At 62.2% G+C, this 15296-nt stretch carries 13 protein-coding genes and 2 pseudogenes; 4 read left to right on the forward strand and 11 right to left on the reverse strand.

All coding sequences use genetic code 11. The features are described 5' to 3' along the window. Together KBT70_RS15320 and KBT70_RS15325 are read left to right on the forward strand one after the other, a co-directional pair. A pseudogene (locus KBT70_RS15320) lies at positions 1-221 on the forward strand (DNA repair protein RecN); the annotation flags it as partial. A gap of 145 nt (positions 222-366) precedes the next feature. Next, complete coding sequence (locus KBT70_RS15325; protein WP_296635763.1) at positions 367-1401, forward strand: hypothetical protein; 1035 nt, start codon at positions 367-369, stop codon at positions 1399-1401. A gap of 74 nt (positions 1402-1475) precedes the next feature. On the opposite strand, the gene KBT70_RS15330 is transcribed toward KBT70_RS15325, so the two are convergent. Then, positions 1476-2852: an FAD-linked oxidase C-terminal domain-containing protein gene (locus tag KBT70_RS15330; protein ID WP_296635766.1), complete on the reverse strand. Its 1377-nt coding sequence runs from the start codon at positions 2850-2852 to the stop codon at positions 1476-1478. A 111-nt stretch (positions 2853-2963) separates the two neighbouring features. Between KBT70_RS15330 and KBT70_RS15335 the strand changes: the two genes are divergently transcribed. Beyond that, the gene (locus KBT70_RS15335) at positions 2964-4652 is read left to right on the forward strand and encodes a chloride channel protein (protein WP_296635771.1); all 1689 of its coding nucleotides are present in this window, start codon (positions 2964-2966) and stop codon (positions 4650-4652) included. A gap of 19 nt (positions 4653-4671) precedes the next feature. Here the strand turns inward: KBT70_RS15335 and KBT70_RS15340 are convergent, their stop codons facing one another. The 3 genes from KBT70_RS15340 to cobT form a co-directional block, all read right to left on the reverse strand. Beyond that, a complete protein-coding gene (locus tag KBT70_RS15340; protein ID WP_296635773.1) occupies positions 4672-5013 on the reverse strand; it encodes a DUF427 domain-containing protein in 342 nt (113 codons plus the stop codon). Positions 5014-5076: 63 nt separating this feature from the next. Then, positions 5077-6879, reverse strand: coding sequence for an aminopeptidase P family protein (locus KBT70_RS15345; RefSeq protein WP_296635776.1), 1803 nt, complete (start codon positions 6877-6879; stop codon positions 5077-5079). Positions 6880-6983: 104 nt separating this feature from the next. Further along, the gene (cobT, locus tag KBT70_RS15350) at positions 6984-8861 is read right to left on the reverse strand and encodes a cobaltochelatase subunit CobT (protein ID WP_296635779.1); all 1878 of its coding nucleotides are present in this window, start codon (positions 8859-8861) and stop codon (positions 6984-6986) included. 98 nt (positions 8862-8959) lie between these two features. Between cobT and KBT70_RS15355 the strand changes: the two genes are divergently transcribed. Then, on the forward strand, positions 8960-9172 hold the full coding sequence (locus tag KBT70_RS15355) for a hypothetical protein (RefSeq protein WP_296635784.1): 213 nt from the start codon (positions 8960-8962) through the stop codon (positions 9170-9172). 14 nt (positions 9173-9186) lie between these two features. Here the strand turns inward: KBT70_RS15355 and cobS are convergent, their stop codons facing one another. The 7 genes and pseudogenes from cobS to KBT70_RS15390 form a co-directional block, all read right to left on the reverse strand. After that, positions 9187-10173 (reverse strand): cobaltochelatase subunit CobS, encoded by a 987-nt coding sequence (gene cobS, locus KBT70_RS15360; RefSeq protein WP_296635789.1) that lies wholly within the window; start codon positions 10171-10173, stop codon positions 9187-9189. A gap of 127 nt (positions 10174-10300) precedes the next feature. Continuing rightward, complete coding sequence (locus tag KBT70_RS15365; protein WP_296635792.1) at positions 10301-10954, reverse strand: Crp/Fnr family transcriptional regulator; 654 nt, start codon at positions 10952-10954, stop codon at positions 10301-10303. Further along, complete coding sequence (gene mmsB / locus KBT70_RS15370) at positions 10954-11826, reverse strand: 3-hydroxyisobutyrate dehydrogenase (RefSeq protein WP_296635796.1); 873 nt, start codon at positions 11824-11826, stop codon at positions 10954-10956. Before mmsB ends, KBT70_RS15365 begins: the two co-directional genes overlap by 1 nt. Continuing rightward, positions 11823-12872 (reverse strand): enoyl-CoA hydratase/isomerase family protein, encoded by a 1050-nt coding sequence (locus KBT70_RS15375; protein WP_296635800.1) that lies wholly within the window; start codon positions 12870-12872, stop codon positions 11823-11825. Before KBT70_RS15375 ends, mmsB begins: the two co-directional genes overlap by 4 nt. Further along, complete coding sequence (locus tag KBT70_RS15380) at positions 12869-14011, reverse strand: acyl-CoA dehydrogenase family protein (protein ID WP_296635803.1); 1143 nt, start codon at positions 14009-14011, stop codon at positions 12869-12871. The genes KBT70_RS15375 and KBT70_RS15380 overlap by 4 nt, the downstream gene beginning before the upstream one ends. Before the next feature lie 207 nt (positions 14012-14218). Further along, the gene (locus KBT70_RS15385; RefSeq protein ID WP_296635808.1) at positions 14219-14887 is read right to left on the reverse strand and encodes a hypothetical protein; all 669 of its coding nucleotides are present in this window, start codon (positions 14885-14887) and stop codon (positions 14219-14221) included. Between the two features lie 167 nt (positions 14888-15054). Further along, a pseudogene (locus KBT70_RS15390) lies at positions 15055-15296 on the reverse strand (restriction endonuclease); the annotation flags it as partial.

Below are 15296 nucleotides of genomic sequence, written 5' to 3' on the forward strand. Positions count from 1 at the left end.
CGGCAGGCGGTCAGGTGCTGGTGGTCACACATTCGCCGCAGGTGGCCGCGCGCGGCGCACACCACTGGCGGGTGGAAAAGCGGGTCGAGGGGGAAGAAACGCTCTCGACCGTGCGGGCGATGACGGGGGCGGACCGGGTGGACGAGATCGCGCGGATGCTCTCGGGCGAGCGGATCACACCGGAAGCCCGCGCCGCCGCCGAGGCACTGATGGAGGGCTGAGGTTTGGGGGCGCTGCCCCCGTCGGCCTGTGGCCGACTCCCCCGAGGTATCTTTGGCCAGATGAAGGGGGCGCGGGGCGCGCCCTATAGAAATAATTGGAAGCCCGGCGAAAAGCTCTCTTGTGTTTGGGTTGAGTTGAAATGGCGTGACTTGCGCAAAACTTGTTGAAAAGCTGGCAGGTATTGGAATCAGTGAGAGGGAGGTCGGCGCCGCTACCACGTTTTCTAGAAATCAGTTTGGCGGCGCATATGTAATGACGTTAACAGGAAAATTGTTGCGATGGGCTGCGGCGATAACATTTCAGCTTCTAGCTTTGGGAGTTGCGCTAAACGTAGTGGTTACCACGCTGATGGGTGCTTTAGACGTAGGAAAACAGTGGGAACAGCGCAACTTTGCTGAACTAAGGCAGACTGACCAAGCTGCCAATCAAATAGCTGACATCTGTGCTGATTTGATACCACCGGCAGAAAGATTGGCTGACTGCCTGGCTATTGAAATAAAGGACTACGTTAACCGGAAGCATAGTGACCAAGATTTGATCGCCCAAAAAGATATGGCTTATTGGGCGCAAGCTCTGTTTTGGCTAACTTCTTTCGGTGCTGTGGTCTCTGTTGTTGGCGTGTGGGCAATTTTTCTGTCTCTTAAGCATACCAGAATTGCTATTTCCGACACTCGGGAAATTGGGGAGGCTCAAGTGAGAGCTTACCTTTCCCTAGATGCGAGCGAAGGAAATACTATTCTGAGAAAATTCGTTGCAGGTGAGATACCGCAAGTTGAGTTTGTAACAAAAAACAGTGGTAACAGCCCTGCACTTAAGCATCGTTATGCAGCCGGTATCGCAATCGTAGAAATGGACTTCCCCAAGCACAACACGGATTTGGTTGATCCTGTAGCAAACGGGCCTGAGCCGAACGATGTTCTGCCTGCAGGCGACAAGGTAACAGGCCTTGCTGAAAATGGCAGCGTTATAACTGAAGACCAAATAAAACAGATTGTTCTTCATGAGCCTTCCAAGAAACTAGTTTTTTTCGGTGTGTTGTTTTACGAAGACGTTTTCAAAAAGCCACGGAAGACTAGGTTTTGTCTTGAAATGAAAATTCTCCACCGCAGTGCCGGAGCCGCGCTTAGTGGCTTTCAGTATACTTGGCAAAAAACTGCACTTCACAACGACGCAGACTAAAACAGACTTTTTGCGCGATATCGCACCTTATCCTTTTCTGGCGTATACCGACGCTCCTTAACAGAGATGCCCCCTCAATTCCTCGGCGGGACGAGTTTGCCGGGGTTGAGGATGTTGAGCGGGTCGAGGGCCTGTTTGATCGTGCCCATCAGCGCCCAGCCGGCCCCGTGTTCGCGCGCCATGTAATCCAGTTTGCCGATCCCGATGCCATGTTCGCCGGTGGCGGTGCCGCCAAGGGCCAGCGCGCGTGTGACCATGCGGTCGGAGGCGGCTTTGGCGGCGGTGAGTTCGGCGGGGTTGTCGGGGTCGATGAGCAGGATCGCGTGGAAATTGCCATCGCCGACATGGCCCAGGATCGGCCCCATGACGCCGGAGTGGGCGAGATCGCTGCGGGTCTCTTCGATCGCTTCGGCCAGACGCGAGATCGGCACGCAGATGTCGGTGACAATGGCGCGCGCGCCGGGGCGGGCCGCGAGGATGGCGTAATAGGCATTGTGGCGCATGGTCCAGAGGGCGTTGCGCGCCTCGGTCTGGGTGGCCCAGTCGAAATCCGATCCGTTATGCTCGCGGGCCAAGGCGCCAAAGCTCTCGGCCTGTTCGGCTGTGCTGGCGGGGGTGCCGTGGAATTCGAGCAGGAGGTGGGGTTTTTCGGGCAGGGTCATCTTGGAATGGGCGTTGACCGCGCGCACGCTGTCGGTATCCATCAGCTCGATCCGGGCGATGGGGATGCCGCATTGGATGGTCTCGATCACGGTGGCGACCGCATCGCCCACGCTGTCAAAGGCGCAGACCGCTGCGGAAATCGCCTCGGGCTGGCCTGCGAGGCGCAGGGTAAGCTCGGTGATAAGGCCAAGCGTGCCCTCGGACCCCACGAACAGCCCGGTGAGATCATAGCCCGACGAGGATTTGCGCGCGCCGGTGCCGGTGCGGATCACCTCGCCTGAGGCGGTCACGACCTCGAGCGCCAGAACATTGTCGCGCATGGTGCCGTATCTGACGGCAGTGGTGCCGCTGGCGCGGGTCGAGGCCATGCCGCCCAGAGAGGCATTGGCACCGGGATCGACCGGAAAGAAAAGGCCGGAAGCGCGCAGCGCGGTGTTGAGCGCCTCGCGCGTCACGCCCGGTTGCACCCGCGCGGTCATGTCGGCCTCGGCCACCTCGAGCACGGCGTTCATGCGGGAGAAATCGACCACGATGCCGCCGCGAAACGCCTGCGCCTGACCTTCGAGCGAGGTGCCGGTGCCCCAGGCCACGACCGGCACGCGGTGACGGGCGCAGATGGTCACGACCTCGGCCACCTCTGCCGAGCTCTCGGGGTAGACCACGGCATCGGGCGGGCTGGGCGGAAAATGCGATTCGCTCTGGCCATGCAGGTCGAGATCGGACTTGGACAGGGTGATCCCATGGCCTAGAGAGGATTGGAGGTCTGCGATGGCGCGGGCGATGTCCATGGGGCGGCTTTCTAGATGGGTCGTTGGGCGCAGCCTAATGCATGTCGCCGGAAGGGAAAAGCGCGCGCAGGGCGCAATGTAAGCAGCGCGCGTGAGGCGTGAAGGAGAGAGATGCAGGCTGAAGAGCCATCCTTTTGGGGCCAGTTGCGCCGGGGCATGGGCGAGAGCCTGCGCGAGGGCTGGCGCGTGCTGCGCAAGCGGGGACCGAGCCAGTTTCAATTCTGGCTGATTGCGCTGGCCATCGGTATTGCCGCCGGGTTTGCGGCGCTGCTCTTTCGCAAGGGCATCACCGCCTTGCAAGGTTTGGTTTACGGCACCGAGGATGTGGCGCGGCTGCATAGCTATGCGGAACATCTGCCGTGGTACTGGATCTTGATGCTGCCCATTGTGGGCGGGCTGGTGGTGGGGCTGATCCTGCACCGCTTTACCCCGGATGGGCGGGTGCGTTCGGTCGCGGATGTGATCGAGGGCGCCGCGCTCTATGAGGGTCGGGTAGAGCGGCGCGAGGGTCTGGCCTCGGCGGCGGCGTCGCTGATCACGCTGGGCACGGGCGGCTCTTCGGGGCGCGAGGGGCCGGTGGTGCATCTGGCAGGGGTGATTGCAAGCTGGGTGAGCGAGCGTATCCATGCCGATGGGGTGACGGGCCGCGATCTTTTGGGCTGTGCGGTGGCGGCGGCGGTGTCGGCCTCGTTCAATGCGCCGATTGCGGGGGCGCTTTTTGCGCTCGAAGTGGTGCTGCGGCATTTCGCGGTGCATGCCTTTGCACCGATTGCCATTGCCAGCGTGGCGGGGACGGTGATCAACCGGCTGGAATTTGGCGGGGTGACGGAATTCGACCTGCCCGAAGCCAGCGTGCTGGAATTCTACGCCGAATTGCCGGCCTTTCTGATCCTTGGGCTGATCTGCGGCGTGGTGGCGGCGGCGCTGATGCGGGCGATCTTTCTGGCCGAGGATGTGGCGGGGCATGTTCAGGCGCGGCTGGGCTTGCCGCGTTGGTTGCGGCCCGTCGGGGCGGGGGCGCTGCTGGGTCTCATGGCGATCTGGTTTCCGCATATCATCGGGGTCGGATACGAGACCACGTCGGCTGCGCTGACGGGCAAGCTCTTGTGGCATGAGGCGGCGGTGTTTGCCGTGCTCAAGGTGGTGGCGGTGGCGATCACTATTGGCGGGCGGATGGGGGGCGGGGTCTTTTCGCCCTCGCTGATGGTGGGCGCGCTGACCGGGCTGGCGTTTGGCCATGTGGCAACGGCGCTCTTGCCGGACGTGTCGGGCGCGCACACGCTCTATGCGCTGGCGGGGATGGGCGCGGTGGCGGCGGCGGTGCTGGGCGCGCCAATCTCGACCACGCTGATCGTATTCGAGTTGACGGGGGATTGGCAGACGGGGCTGGCGGTGATGGTGGCGGTTTCGACCTCGACCGCGCTGGGATCACGGCTGGTGCGGCGGTCATTCTTTCTGGCGCAGCTCATGCGGCGGGGGATCCGGCTTGCGGCGGGGCCGCAGGATTATCTCTTGGGCATGTTCCGGGTGTCCAAGGTGATGCGCGCGCCGGATGATGCACGGGCGGCGGATAGGGATCAATGCTGGTCGTTGATCGAGCAGGGGGTCTATCTTGACGTGGCTGCCACGCTGGAACAGGCGATGCCGCTTTTCGAGCGGGCGAATGTGCCCTTTGTGCCGGTGGTCACTCTGTCTGGGGGGGATCAGCCGCCCGAATTGTCGGGCGCGCTGTTTCATGTGGATGCGCTCAAGGCCTATAACCGCGCTCTGGCGGCGGTGTCAGAGGAAGAGCATAGCTGAGCGCCGGTCTGCTGCGCTTTTAGACCCGTTCAATGGTGACGGAGTCGGTCGCGTAGAAGGCGATGTGATCCTTGATCTCGGCCACCTCGGGCTTGGGCGCCTCATAGCTCCAGGCCGCGTTTTGCAGCGTCTGGCTCTTGGTGATGATCGAGTAATAGCGCGCGTCGCCCTTGTAGGGGCAATGGCTCGATTGCGGGCTTTCCTCGAGAAAGGCCATGGCGATATCCGCGCGCGGGAAATAGATCACGAAGGGATAATCGCCTTCGGTCAATTCCAGTGCATTGCGGCTCTCGCCCAGAACGGCGCCTCCGGCGCGCACTGTCCATGTGCCTTCGGCCTTGCGAATCGTGATACGTGCCATTGTCCATCCCCTTGTTTTTTTGATCTTGATTTTGGTCTGACGCAGGAACCTAACAGGAATATGTCAGCTTGTCTGCGTTACTTTGTCCAACCATAGCCGGGCAGGGGGCGAAAGCAGAGGGCCAATCTTGTCGCGGCAGGCGGTGTGATAGGTGTTGAGCCAGTCCCGTTCGGGTTTTGTGAGCAGAGTATCGTCTATGAGGCGGGTATCTATCGGAGTATAGGTCAGTGTTTCGAACCCAATCTGGGTGGCCCCGTCACCGCCCGGAGCCGGGTCGAGCGCGGTCACAACGATGAGATTCTCGATTCGGATGCCAAAAGCGCCCTCGCGGTAATAGCCGGGCTCGTTCGAGAGAATCATCCCCGGCTCGAGCGGCGTGTCGGAGAGGCGCGAGAGGCGTTGCGGGCCTTCGTGGACGCAAAGATGCACGCCGACCCCGTGGCCGGTGCCATGGGCGTAATCCTGATCCGCGAGCCAAAGGGGATAGCGCGCGATGGCGTCAAGGTCGCGCCCCGCGAGGCCCCGCGGGAAGCGCAGGCGCGAAATGGCGATCATGCCCTGCAACACACGGGTGAAGGCGGCGCGTTCCTCGGCTCCGGGGGTGCCGATGGGCAGGGTGCGGGTGATGTCGGTGGTGCCATCAAGATATTGCCCGCCGCTGTCGAGCACGAGCAACTCGCCGTCAAGCAGGCGGCGGTTGCTGGCCTCGGTCACGCGGTAATGCGGCAGCGCGCCGTTGGGACCGGAGCCAGCGATGGTGTCAAAGCTGATGTCGAGGAGTTTTCCGGTGGCGGCGCGGGCCTGCTCAAGCTGGCGCACCACGTCGATTTCGGTGAGCGTGCCGGGGGATTGCGCGTCGAACCACGCCAGAAACTCGCACATCGCCGCCCCGTCGCGCAGGTGGGCGGCGCGGGTGGCGGCAATCTCGGCGGGGGTTTTGCGCGCCTTGGGCAGGATGCAGGGATCAGCGCCCCAGACATGCGGCACGCCTGCGCTATCGAGCACCTGCACCACACGCAGGGGCACGCTGGCGCGGTCAAGGCGCACCGGGCCGGGAAGAGCGGCAAGGGTTGTCTCGAAGGTGTCGGGGGGGGTGAGGGTGATCTCGGGCCCAAGATGCGCGCGGGCGGTGGCGTCAAGCTTGGCGGGATCGGTGAAGAGGGCGGCGCGCCCGTCGTCGTGCAGGATGGCAAAGCCCTGTGCAACCGGGTTGCGCGGGATGTCGCGGCCCCGGATGTTGAAGAGCCACGCGATGGAATCGGTGAGGGTGAGGACCGCCGAGGTCTGGCCCGCCTTGCGCAGGGTTTCGGCCAAGCTGGCGCGTTTCTGGGCTGAACTGGCCCCGGTGAGGGTATCGGGCCAAGGGGTAATGGCCCCTTGAGGGGGCGCGGGACGGTCGGGCCAGATGCTGTCGATCAGGTTGGCGTGGGGTTTGAAAGTGATGGCGCTGCCGGTCAGGGCCTCGGTCAGGGCGTCGATCTGTTCGGGGGTGTAGAGCCAGGGATCAAAGCCCACGTCGCCGCCCTCTCGCAGATGGGCGCGCAGCCACGGGCCAAGGCGGGTGTCGGGCCAGTCGACAGGGGTGAAATGCGTGGCGGCAACCTGGGTGCGTGCCTGCACGCGGTAGCGCCCGTCAATGAACACGCCCGCCACATCCGGCAAGACCGCGCAGAACCCGGCCGAGCCGGTAAAGCCCGTGAGCCATGCCAGACGGTCATCGCAGCGGGCGACATATTCGCCCTGATGGGCATCGGCGCGGGGCACGAGCCAGCCCGCAAGACCCACCTCGGCCATGGCGCGACGCAGTTGGGTCAGGCGGGGCGGGCCTTGGTCGGGGCGGGCGGATTCGGTGAAGGACTGGAACATGCGTTCTCCTGCAGAGCGGTCGGGGATTGGGGGCGCTGCCCCCGTCCCGGATTTCATCCGGGCCTCCCCCGAGGTATTTTGGGCCAGATGAAACCGGGGCCGGATCAGCCTGCGCGGCGGATGCCCATGACGCGGGCACGGGCGCGCGGGTCGCTGTCAAAAAGCGCGGCCAGTTGTTCGGTCATGGCCCCGGCCAGTTGGTCGGCGTCGGTGATGGTCACGGCGCGCTGGTAATAGCGGGTGACGTCATGGCCGATGCCGATGGCGAGGAGTTCCACCTGTTTGCGGCGCTCGACCATGGCGATCACGTCGCGCAGGTGCTTTTCAAGGTAATTGGCGGGGTTGACCGAGAGGGTGCTGTCATCAACCGGCGCGCCGTCGGAGATCACCATCAGGATCTTGCGCGCCTCTTTGCGGGCCACCATGCGGCGGTGCGCCCATTCGAGCGCCTCGCCGTCGATGTTTTCCTTGAGCAGACCCTCTTTCATCATAAGCCCGAGATTGTCGCGGGTGCGGCGCATGGGGGCGTCGGCGGATTTGTAGATGATGTGGCGCAGGTCATTGAGGCGGCCGGGCAGTTGCGGGCGCCCTTCGGCCAGCCATTTCTCGCGGCTTTGGCCGCCTTTCCACGCGCGGGTGGTGAAGCCCAGAATCTCGACCTTGACCGAGCAGCGTTCGAGTGTGCGCGCCAGAACATCGGCGCAGATGGCGGCGATGGAAATGGGGCGGCCGCGCATCGAGCCGGAATTGTCCAAGAGCAGCGTCACCATCGTGTCGCGGAACTCTGTATCCTTTTCCACCTTGAAGCTGAGCGGGGTGGTTGGGTTGGCCACCACGCGCGCAAGGCGGCCTGCGTCGAGGATGCCCTCTTCGCGGTCGAATTCCCAAGAGCGGCTCTGCTGCGCCTGAAGGCGGCGTTGCAATTTGTTGGCAAGGCGGCTGACCGCGCCCTTGAGCGGTTCCAACTGTTGATCGAGATAGGCGCGCAGGCGTTCAAGCTCGACCGGGTCGGCCAGATCCTCGGCGCGGATTTCCTCGTCAAAGGCGGTATTGTAGACGGTGTAATGCGGGTCAGCGTCGGAAATGGGCGCAGGGGCGGGCGGCTCGAGCGGTGCTTCGCCCTCGGGCAGCTCGGTTTCGTCTTGCATGTCCTCGTCGGCCATGTCCTCCATGCTGACCTGAGCCTGGGCCGCGTCCTGTTGTTCGTCCTGGCTGCGCTCGGGGTCGGCTTCGGCCTCGGTTTCCTCGCTGTCATCCTGACCGGAGCTGTCGGGCTCTTCCTGCTCTTCGCCGGATTCTTCCGCGTCGTCCTGCTGGTCGTCATCCATACTGTCGGGATCATCGCCCAACTGGTCGCCGTAGCCCAGATCCTCGATGATGCGGCGGGCGAATTTGGCGAAAGCTGTTTGATCCGCGAGGGTATCCTGAAGCGCATTGAGCGTCCCGCCCGCTTGCTCTTCAATGAAGCCGCGCCAGAGGTTCATCACGTTTTGCGCGCCTGCGGGCATGTCGCGGCCTGTGGCGAGATGGCGGATGAGGTATCCGGCGGCGGCGGGCAGGGGCGCGTCGGCGGTCGAAGTGATCCGCTCGAACCCCAGACGATTGGCGTCTTGCGCGATCTTGGCGTCGATATTGGTGGCGGTGCCGGGCATATCGCGGGCGCCCACCGCCTCGCACCGCGCGGTTTCCATCGCCTCGTAGAGGTCGCGCGCCATGTCGCCGGGGGGCGCGTAGCGGGCATGGGTGCCCGCGTCATGGAATTTGTGCCGAAGGGCAAGGGCGTCGGCGGTGCCGCGGGCCAAGAGCACCTCTTCGCGGCTCATGCGGCGAGAGACCTGCGGCAGGCGCATGGCCTCGCCCGAGATGCCGCTGGGGTCCACCGAATAGCTGATCGTCAGTTCGGAATCGTCCGCCATCACCTTGGTGGCGTTGGCGAGCGCCTTTTTGAACGGATCGGCGGGGTTGTCGGTGGGTTTGTTCATCGGGCTGTCCCCGTGGTTTTGGCAGTTAGCGATGTGTTAACCGAAAGTTTGCAATGATGCATCCAAGAGCTTATCTTGGCCCAAGAGGGAGCCGCCGAATGGCAGAGACACCGGACAATCATACCGTAGCACTCTTGCAAGAGATGCGCAGGGAAATGCGCGAGCGGTTTGACGCGATGGATACCCGTTTTGACGGGGTTGATGCGCGCATCGACGGGCTTACGCATATTTTGACACTCATGGCGGCGCATTCCCACGATCTTGACGCACGCGTGTCCACTCTGGAAGACGCGTCCAAGACCGAGGTCTGAAGCACCCGTTCGCGTCACCGCACTTTCACATTCGCGGCACTCTCGGGCAGTTCCTCGTCAAAGCAGCGCTGGTAGAATTCGGCGACGGTCTGACGCTCCAACTCGTCGCATTTGTTGAGGAAGGTCAGGCGGAAGGCGTAGCCCACATTGCGGAAGATGGTGGCGTTCTGTGCCCATGCGATCACGGTGCGGGGGCTCATGACGGTGCTGAGTTCGCCATTCATGAAGGCAGTGCGCGAGAGGTCCGCGACCGTCACCATGCGGCTGATGGTCTTGCGCCCGTCTGCGGTGTTGTAGAGCGGGTTCTTGGCCAGCACGATGGCGGTTTCGGCGTCATGGCTGAGATAGTTGAGCGTGGCCACCAGCGACCAGCGGTCCATCTGGCCCTGATTGATCTGTTGGGTGCCGTGATAGAGCCCGGTGGTGTCGCCCAGACCCACGGTATTGGCCGTGGCAAAGAGGCGGAAATAGGGGTTGGGCGAAATCACTTCGTTCTGGTCCAGAAGCGTGAGCTTGCCATCCGCCTCGAGCACGCGTTGGATCACGAACATCACATCGGCGCGGCCTGCGTCGTATTCGTCGAACACGATGGCGGTCGGGTTGCGCAGCGCCCAAGGCAGGATGCCTTCGTGGAATTCCGTCACCTGCACGCCGTCACGCAGTTTGATCGCGTCCTTGCCGATCAGGTCGATCCGGCTGATGTGGCTGTCGAGGTTGACGCGCACGCAGGGCCAGTTGAGCCGGGCGGCGACCTGTTCAATATGGGTCGATTTGCCGGTGCCATGATAGCCTTGGATCATCACGCGGCGGTTGTGGGAAAACCCGGCGAGGATCGCGAGCGTGGTGTCGGGGTCGAATTTATAGGTGGTGTCGAATTCCGGCACACGCTCGGTGCGGGTGGCGAAACCCTTGACGATCATGTCGGTGTCGATGCCGAATGTCTCGCGGACCGAGATTTCCTCGGTCGGTTTCGCGTTGATGTCCATCATTCCGTCAGCCATTACGCCGGTCCTTCAATCGGGTCGTTTCTCAGATCTCGTCGTGCAACATATCGCAGCAGAGGGCAAGGGGAAGGGGCAAGATTGCGCTGGCCTTATGGCGCGCGCGCGATTGGCCTCATGGATGCGCTTAGTCGCCGCTATGGGCAATCTCGGTCAGGGTGGCGCGGTCGATGAGGCGCACGGTGCCCCGCTCGATCGCCACGAGACCGCGGCGGGCCAAAGCATCGAGGCGGCGCGAGACCACCTCGCGGGCGGAGCCGATCATCACCGCAATCTCGGCATGGGTGGCATGGAGCGTGTCGCCCGTCGCGCGGTCAAGCAGGCATTGCGCAAGGCGGGTTTCGATGCGCTGAAACGCCACGCGGTCGAGCAGGTGCATCATGGATTGCAGGCGCTGCGCGAAGGCCGCGAAGACGAAATGCCGAAACGCGTCGGAGAGGTCCATGAGGCGCAGGAAGGTGTCGCGCGGCACGAGCACGAGTTCGCAAGCCGTGCGGGTGATCGCCTCGCCGGAATAATCATCACCGCCCATGAGGCCAAGGGTGGATTGCACGCAGCTCTGCCCCGGCTCGACCGCGTAGAGCAGGAGTTCACGCCCCGAAGTGCCGGTGAGATAGACATCGACCCGACCCGAGAGCATGATGACAAAGCCCTTGACCGTATCGCCGGGGTGAAAGAGCACGGTGCCCGCCGGGGCGGCCATCGGCGTCAGGCGGTCGAGCAGGGCGCGTGCCTTGGGGTCGAGCGGCGGCAGGCCGGGGGCGCGCGCCACCCATGCCATCAGCCGCGCCCGCGTTTCTCGAACCGGGGTAGCATGGCCGAGAAATCGCGGCCCGCGCCATCCTCGGATTCCACGAATTGCGCGTAGAGATCACAGGCGGCGCGACCCATGGGGGTGTCGGCATCCGCCGCCTCGGCGGCCTGTTGCGAGAGGCGCAGGTCCTTGAGCATGAGGTCGGCCGCAAAGCCCGGTTTGTAATCGTTGTCGGCGGGGGATTTGGGGCCCACGCCGGGGGCCGGGCAATAGGCGTTCATCGACCAGCTATAGCCCGACGAGGTCGAGACCACATCGAACATCGCCTGCCGGTCGAGGCCCAGTTTGTCGGCCAAGGCAAAGGCCTCGCAAGTGGCGATCATGGTGACGCCGAGGATCATGTTGTTGCAGATCTTGGCCGCCTGACCATTGCCGGAAGGGCCGCAATGCACCGCCTTTTGCCCCATGATGTCAAAGAGTTCGCGGGCGACGTTAAAGCCTGCCTCATCGCCGCCGACCATGAAGGTGAGCGTGCCAGCGGTCGCCCCGCCGACACCGCCCGACACCGGCGCATCGAGTGCCGAGAGGCCCGCCGCCTGCGCCTGAGTGGCCACATCGCGGGCGCTGGCGACATCGACGGTGGAGCAGTCCAGCAGCACCGCGCCGGGGGCCATGGCCGGGATCACGTCGGCTGCGACCTTGCGCAGGATGGACCCGTTGGGCAGCATGGTGATAACCACGGCGGCGTCGCGCGCGGCCTCTGCGGCGCTGGCGGCCATGGTCACGCCGTCGATTTGCACCGCTGCCATGTCAAAGCCGGTGACGTCATGGCCTGCACGGGCCAGATTGGCCGCCATCGGCGCGCCCATATTGCCCAGCCCGATAAACCCGATTTTCATGGTCTTGTCTCCTCCAGCGTCAGGGCGTTCTTGCCCAAGGGTTGCAGCATCTGCGCGACGGCACTGCCCGGCAGGCTGTCAAGCCCATGTTTCCAAATTGGTTTTCTGTCCTTGTCGATGATCGCGGCGCGGATGCCCTCGAGAAAATCGCCCTGTTCCATGGCACGATAGGTGAAACGATACTCAAGGCCAAGGGCGCGCGCGATATCGGCGGCGGGGCCGCGCAGGCGGTGGATCATCTCGATGGTGCAGGCCATAGAGAGAGGGGAACTGCGGCTGAGGAGTTTCATTGTGTCACGGGCGAAATCGCTGTCGTCGGCGCGCAGGGCATTGAGGATGTCGCGCAGGGTCTCGCCGCCGAAATGGCGGTCAATCTGGGGGCTGAGCATGCGCAAGGCACCGGGGGGCGGCGGTGCGGCATGGGCCGCGATTGTGCTGGGATCGCCGCTCTCGATGAGCGCGGCGGTGAGGGTGGGCCACTTGAGCTCTGGCACGTAAGCATCTGCAAAACCGGCATGAATGGCATCATCCGACCCCATGCGCGTGCCGGTGGTGCCAAGGTATTCGCCCAAGCGTCCGGGGGCGCGCGCAAGGATCAGCGAGCCGCCCACGTCGGGCACAAGGCCGATGCTACATTCGGGCATTGCGATTTGCGTGCTCTCGCAGGTGATGCGGTGCGACCCGTGACAGGAAATGCCCACGCCGCCCCCCATGACAAAGCCCTGCATCAGCGCGACATAGGGTTTGGGATAGTGCGCGATCTTGGCATTCAGGCGGTATTCATCGGCCCAGAAGCGGCGGCCAAAGGCGAAATCACCGGCGCACCCGCTGTCGTAGAGTTGCTGGATGTCGCCGCCTGCGCAAAACGCCTTGTCGCCTATCGCGTCGATCAGGATGAGGACCACGTCATCGTCGTCGCGCCAGTCATCAAGCGCCGCCTCGATCGCCATGGCCATGTCGTAGCTGAGCGCATTCAGCGCCTTGGGGCGGGTGAGGGTGATACGCCCGGCGCGCCCCTCCTTGCGGATGTGGATGTCGGCGGTCATTGGCCCGCCAGCATCTGCCGCGCCACGATCAGGCGCATGATCTCGTTGGTGCCTTCGAGGATCTCATGCACGCGCAGGTCGCGGACCAGTTTTTCGATCCCGTAATCGGCGAGATAGCCGTAGCCGCCATGCAGTTGCAGGCATTGGTTGACCACGCGACTGCCGGTTTCGGTCACGAATTTCTTGGCCATGGCGCAGAATTTGGTGGCATCGGGGGCGTTATTGTCGAGCTTCCACGCCGCCTGGCGGAGAAAGGTGCGGGCGGCCTGAAGCTCGATTTCCATATCGGCAAGGCGGAATTGCAGCGCCTGAAACTGGTCGATCGGTTTGCCGAAGGCGCGGCGCTCGGCCATATAGGCGAGAGTTTGGGTGAGACCCTGCTGGGCCGCACCAAGCGAGCAGGCGGCGATGTTGAGGCGGCCACCGTCAAGGCCATTCATCGCATAAGTGAAACCTTTGCCCTCTTCACCCACCAGATCGTCGGCAGAAATGTTGCAATTGTCAAACTGCACCTGCCGGGTCGGTTGGCTGCGCCAGCCCATTTTATCCTCGAGCCCGCCATAGCTGAGGCCCTCTGTGCCGGCCTCGACATAGACGGTCGAGATGCCCTTGGGGCCATCGCCGCCGGTGCGGACCATGACGATGTAAGCGTCGGAATAACCGCCGCCCGAGATGAAGGCCTTGGTGCCGTTGAGGGCATAGCCCTCGTTGGTGCGCTCGGCGCGGGTCTTGAGGGCGGCGGCGTCAGAGCCGGACCCGGGCTCTGTCAGGCAATAGGACAGAACCGTTTCCATGGTCAGGGCGCGGGGCAGCACGCGCGCCTTCATCTCGTCAGAGCCAAATTTGTCGATCATCTTGGCGCACATATTGTGGATCGAGAGGAACGCCGCGACCGAGGGGCAGGCCATCGAGAGCGCCTCGAACACCAGCGTGGCATCCAGGCGCGACAGGCCAGAGCCGCCCGCCTCCTCGCTCACATAGAGGCCGCCAAAGCCAAGGGCCGCGATTTCCGGCCAAAGCTCCTTGGGGATGGTGCCCGCCCGCTCCCAATCGCGGGCATGCGGCGCGATGCGGTCCTGTCCAAAGGCATGGGCCATGTCGAAAATGGCGGTCTGTTCCTCGGTAAGGGCGAAATCCATCGGCGGCTCCTCTGCTCTGAAATGAACGGCTGTTTAATTAAAAACTATTTCAGAACTATTGCAAAGGGGGGATGGGGGGAAGGGATGTGTGTAGCGTTGTTGTAGCGTGACAGCGAAGTTTGCAGTGAATTACAGTGAAGTTTACAGCAACGGGGTTTTTGAAAGTGGGCGTAAGGCGGCGGGTACGTTTCATCCGGTCTGATGATTTTAAAGAAGCCTATACAACTTGGAGATAAGACTCTTCACCTTGGTCACAGATGACTCGCAAAAACTATACGGGGCGATGCCAATATCCTTGAGCACGGAGCGCATCTCTTCCACCACCTCTACTATCGCAGGTTCAATTTTGCCCGTTGCTCGATTTAAGCCATAGCCTTGGAAATCAATTTGGCCTTTCTCATCAATTACTAAGGATTTTATGTATAAGTCCTGACCTCTTCCGAAGCCAATCCCGGAGGATTTCACCTTCTCAATCTTCGGAAATTCTTCATGCCTAATCGCTGCCAGTTTGTGGAGGGCGGAAAGCCATTTCACGCCTCTGTAGACTTGGACAGAGTCGATGAGCTGAAATATCTCAGGATTCTCATTTTCCATATTGGGCATCTGGTAAGCTCTGAACTTTTCGGCAAGCTTCTCTCTACTCGTCATGTTGATTGGGAAGTAAATGTTCGGCTTACCCTTACCTTCTTTTTTGGTAGCTTTTGTTTGCCAGACCGAATTCATCGCTTTGTCCAGAGCCAGTACACAAGAATTGCAAATTTCTGCGGCGACTATGCTCTCGTCTTCACTCATGGCACCACCTCCGAATTGTTTCAGCTCCTTGAGGTGTTTGTCCAAGCGGCGAAACTGAGCTTCGATGGAGGTTGGTACTACCATTTATTGGCCCTTTTTCATCCAAGGAACTCAAAAGCCCCGATAAGCACTGAAAGTTCTGAGGCCGAATAGCCATCAGCGCGATTCTAGGCCTTGTTCTGTCTATTGTTCGAATGGCTGTGTCGGTGATACTTCAATTACGAAGCGTCACGGTTTCAGTCTCTCGGGGTTCAAGCATACGCTTTAATAACGGACTCGATCTGGTCTGCAAAAATGTAGAGGTCTTCGGGTCCAGCAACCTTATGCCTGACCTCGTTTTTATCCGAATCAAACACGCCAATATAGCGAGTAGTGGTCGAGTTGAAATACAGGCGGCAGACTGGCTTTCTGTTGTTGTTATCCATCAAAATCGCGCAGTAGCTTTTGGCATCCCGGATGACCACCTGAGCTGCCCCCCGAAATTCGGACACTG

Origin of the sequence: Roseovarius sp. (genome assembly GCF_018066915.1) — a bacterium.
In the GTDB taxonomy this organism is placed as follows: domain Bacteria; phylum Pseudomonadota; class Alphaproteobacteria; order Rhodobacterales; family Rhodobacteraceae; genus Roseovarius.

Excerpts from the sequence above, each read along its gene's own strand:
- KBT70_RS15330 (WP_296635766.1), bottom strand. The coding sequence starts at position 2,852 with ATGGACATCGCCCGCGCCATCGCAGACCTCCAATCCTCTCTAGGCCAT.
- KBT70_RS15335 (WP_296635771.1), top strand. The coding sequence starts at position 2,964 with ATGCAGGCTGAAGAGCCATCCTTTTGGGGCCAGTTGCGCCGGGGCATG.
- KBT70_RS15340 (WP_296635773.1), bottom strand. The coding sequence starts at position 5,013 with ATGGCACGTATCACGATTCGCAAGGCCGAAGGCACATGGACAGTGCGC.
- KBT70_RS15345 (WP_296635776.1), bottom strand. The coding sequence starts at position 6,879 with ATGTTCCAGTCCTTCACCGAATCCGCCCGCCCCGACCAAGGCCCGCCC.
- cobT (WP_296635779.1), bottom strand. The coding sequence starts at position 8,861 with ATGAACAAACCCACCGACAACCCCGCCGATCCGTTCAAAAAGGCGCTC.
- KBT70_RS15355 (WP_296635784.1), top strand. The coding sequence starts at position 8,960 with ATGGCAGAGACACCGGACAATCATACCGTAGCACTCTTGCAAGAGATG.
- cobS (WP_296635789.1), bottom strand. The coding sequence starts at position 10,173 with ATGGCTGACGGAATGATGGACATCAACGCGAAACCGACCGAGGAAATC.
- KBT70_RS15365 (WP_296635792.1), bottom strand. The coding sequence starts at position 10,954 with ATGGCATGGGTGGCGCGCGCCCCCGGCCTGCCGCCGCTCGACCCCAAG.
- mmsB (WP_296635796.1), bottom strand. The coding sequence starts at position 11,826 with ATGAAAATCGGGTTTATCGGGCTGGGCAATATGGGCGCGCCGATGGCG.
- KBT70_RS15375 (WP_296635800.1), bottom strand. The coding sequence starts at position 12,872 with ATGACCGCCGACATCCACATCCGCAAGGAGGGGCGCGCCGGGCGTATC.
- KBT70_RS15380 (WP_296635803.1), bottom strand. The coding sequence starts at position 14,011 with ATGGATTTCGCCCTTACCGAGGAACAGACCGCCATTTTCGACATGGCC.
- KBT70_RS15385 (WP_296635808.1), bottom strand. The coding sequence starts at position 14,887 with ATGGTAGTACCAACCTCCATCGAAGCTCAGTTTCGCCGCTTGGACAAA.